Source organism: Salipiger sp., from assembly GCF_059781815.1.
In genome coordinates, this window is the sequence record NZ_JBYNAH010000279.1 from 1 (window position 1) to 3,132 (window position 3,132).

Annotated in this window: 3 protein-coding genes and 1 pseudogene; 1 reads left to right on the forward strand and 3 read right to left on the reverse strand. The window is 67.3% G+C overall.

What is annotated here, in order from left to right; genetic code table 11:
* Together AC6RA4_RS22650 and AC6RA4_RS22655 are read right to left on the reverse strand one after the other, a co-directional pair.
* A pseudogene (locus AC6RA4_RS22650) lies at positions 1-279 on the reverse strand (FtsH protease activity modulator HflK); the annotation flags it as partial.
* A 72-nt stretch (positions 280-351) separates the two neighbouring features.
* Complete coding sequence (locus tag AC6RA4_RS22655) at positions 352-1,809, reverse strand: FAD-dependent oxidoreductase (protein WP_500164157.1); 1,458 nt, start codon at positions 1,807-1,809, stop codon at positions 352-354.
* A 174-nt stretch (positions 1,810-1,983) separates the two neighbouring features.
* Here AC6RA4_RS22655 and AC6RA4_RS22660 point away from each other — a divergent pair, with 174 nt between their 5' ends.
* Entirely contained in the window at positions 1,984-2,469 is a 486-nt protein-coding gene (locus AC6RA4_RS22660) for an SRPBCC family protein (RefSeq protein WP_500164159.1), read from the forward strand.
* A 37-nt stretch (positions 2,470-2,506) separates the two neighbouring features.
* Here the strand turns inward: AC6RA4_RS22660 and rpiA are convergent.
* Positions 2,507-3,132: ribose-5-phosphate isomerase RpiA (rpiA, locus tag AC6RA4_RS22665; RefSeq protein WP_500164161.1), on the reverse strand; the 626-nt coding region annotated here is incomplete at its 5' end.

Genomic DNA, 3,132 nt, shown 5'->3' on the forward strand with positions numbered 1-3,132 from the left:
GCCAAGCGCCACCAGCGCTGCAAGGCCGATGGTGCCCTTGCTGATGCCCGGTCCGCCGCTGCCGCCGCCCTTGGGCGCGTTGCCGCCATTGCCGCCGCCGCGTCCGCCCATGAGCACGCGCAGGCGCTCCTGGCCTTTCTTCATCAGCTCGTCGATCTCGGGAATCTGCGGATCCTCGGGTCTGCGGCCACCATTGTTGCCGCCGCCTCCGCCGCTTGGCGGACGGCTTCCGCCCTGATTTCCTCCGCCGCCCCAGGGGCCGCCGCTGTTACCTGCCATGAAGCTGTTTTCCTTCCCCTCTAGGTCCTGTCATCCGTATCCCGCACATACCTGTGCATTTTGCGTTCAAATTCAAGCGCTGCGGGTCGGTTTGCGCATCGTCACGATCTCTTCCGACATGGTCGGGTGCACCGCGACGGTGCGATCGAAATCTTCCTTGGTCGCGCCCATCTTCACCGCGATGCCGGCAAGCTGGATCATTTCCCCCGCATTCGGCGCGACGATGTGGCAGCCCAGCACCTTGCGGCTCTCCTGCGACACGACGAGCTTCATCATCACCCGGTCGGGACGACCGGCAAAGGCGCTTTGCATCGGGCGGAACGAGGTCGAGTAGACCTCGATCGGCTCCTGCTCGCGGGCCTCTTCCTCCGAGAGCCCCACGGTGCCGAATTCCGGCTGGGTGAAGATCGCCGAAGGGATCAGATCGTGATCGACCGGCGTCGGATTGCCCTTGAACACGGTCTCGACGAAGGCCATGCCCTCGCGGATCGCCACCGGGGTGAGGTTCACCCGGTCGGTGACATCGCCGATGGCATAGATCGATGGCACCGCGGTCTGGCTGTACGCGTCGACCACGATCTCGCCCTTGCGGCCGAGCTTCACGCCAACCTCCTCGAGCCCCATGTCGGGGGTGTTGGGAGCGCGGCCGGTGGCGAAGAACACCTTGTCGAAGATGCGGGTCTTGCCGTTGGTCGCCTTGACCCAGACCGGGCCGTCGGGGTTGGAGTTGTCCTCCTCGACATAGTCGGCCTCGCTCACCGCGGCGCCCATCGAGATGCCGGCAGCATCGTGACCGGCAAGATCGGCCTCGGTGGCGCAGCGCATCTCGACGATGTCGGTGCCGAGATGCAGGTCGATGCCACGTTCGCTCATGGCATCGGCGATCAGGCCGCGGGCCTCTTCGTCGAAGCCGCGCAGCACCTGCGCGCCGCGGTAATACTGCGTCACCTCGACGCCGAGACCGTGCAGGATGCAGGCGAACTCGCAGGCGATATAGCCGCCGCCGACGATCAGAATGCGCTTGGGCAGCTCCTCCATGTGGAAGATATCGTCGCTGACGAGGCCGAGATGAGCATTCGGCACCTCGGGGCGCACCGGGCGGCCGCCGGTGGCGATCAGGATGTGCTTGGCGGTGAAACTCTCGCCGGTCGAGAGCATGACGGTATGGGCGTCCTTGATGGTGGCGCGGGCATCAAAACTGTCGACGCCGGAATTCTTCAGCAGCGAGCGGTAGACGCCTTCAAGCCGGTCGAGCTCGGTGTTGAGGCGGACATGGAAGCTCTGCCAGTCGAACGGGCCGTCCTGCAGGCGCCAGCCGTAATTGGCGGCATCCTCAACCACCTCGGCATACTCGCTGGCGAAGACCATCAGCTTCTTCGGCACGCAGCCGCGGATCACGCAGGTGCCGCCGTAGCGGTCCTCCTCGGCCAGCGCGACCTTGGCGCCGGCCTCTCCAGCAGCGACGCGCGCCGCGCGCACCCCGCCCGAGCCGCCACCGATGACGAAGAGATCATAGTCGAAACCGGCCATCAGGGGTCTCCTTGGTTTGAGGTTCGCAACGGTATCTCACAGCGCTTTGACGAAGGCCAGACGGGCACGGGCATTTGAAGAGGGCGTGGGCGCCCCCGCCCGGCTCCGCGACGAATGTCGCATGGACGGCGCCGCGCCGCGCTCCAGTTGAGATCCATCAGAGGAGGAGAGACGATGACAAGACAGATCCTGATGGCGGGCGCCTGCGCCCTGATCGCCGGCGCTGCCCATGCCGATACCGGCGTCACCGCCACCTACGAGGCGAGCGCCGAGGCGCTCTGGCAGAGCGTGGACTTTCACCAGCCGTCCGAGGCGATCATGCCGCCGGTGGACAGCTCGGAGCGGCAGGGCGAGGGGCTGGGCGCGACCAAGGTGAACCGGCTGGCGCAGGGCGGCGAGGCCCATCTGCTGCTGGTCTGGTACGACCCGGAGGGCCACGGCTTCAACTACGTGATCCAGGACTCGCCGCTGCCGGTGAAGAACTACGTGGGCGAGGTCCGGGTGCGCGATGCCGGGGACGGCCGGGCGACCCTGAGCTGGCAGGGCACCTACGAGGCCGACGGGGTGAGCGAGGAGGAGGCCGACGCCATCCTGCGCGGCTTCTACGAGGCCATCGCGCAGGGCGTGGGCGCGCACCATGCGCTGGTGTCGATGGAGTGAGCTCGGGGGCGGCGCGCGCCGCCCCGCAGGCCCGGGATCAGATGTCGCGGAACAGGTTGTCGTCCTCGACGAACTCGACGCGCTCTTCCGAGACGGTGCCGGCGTTGATGTCGCGGGTCTCGACCCGCCCGTCGCCGTAGCCGATGATCACGCGGTCGCAGATGTCGATGAACAGGCCGTTCTCGACCACGCCCGGGATCTGGTTGACCAGCATCGCCAGCTGCCGTGCATTGCCGATGCGCGACAGGTGCAGGTCGAGGATGTAGTTGCCCTCGTCGGTGATGTAGGCGCGGTCGCCGTTCATCCGGAGCGTGGTCTTGCGGCCGAGCACGTCCATCGTCACCAGCGCCTCCTCGAGCAGCGCCTGGCTCGCGGTCCAGCCGAACGGGATGACCTCGACCGGCAGCGGGAAGGCGCCGAGGGTTTCCACGTGCTTGGCGGCATCGGCGATGACGATCATCTCGTCCGAGGCGGTCGCGACGATCTTTTCCTGCAGCAGCGCGCCGCCGCCGCCCTTGATCAGGTTGAGCTCGTTGTCGAACTCGTCGGCGCCGTCGATGGTCAGGTCGAGCCAGCCGGCCTCGTCGAGCGAGATCACCTCGATGCCGACCTCGCGGGCGAGCTCGGCGGTGGGCGGCGCGGTCGGCACGCCCCGGCAGCGCA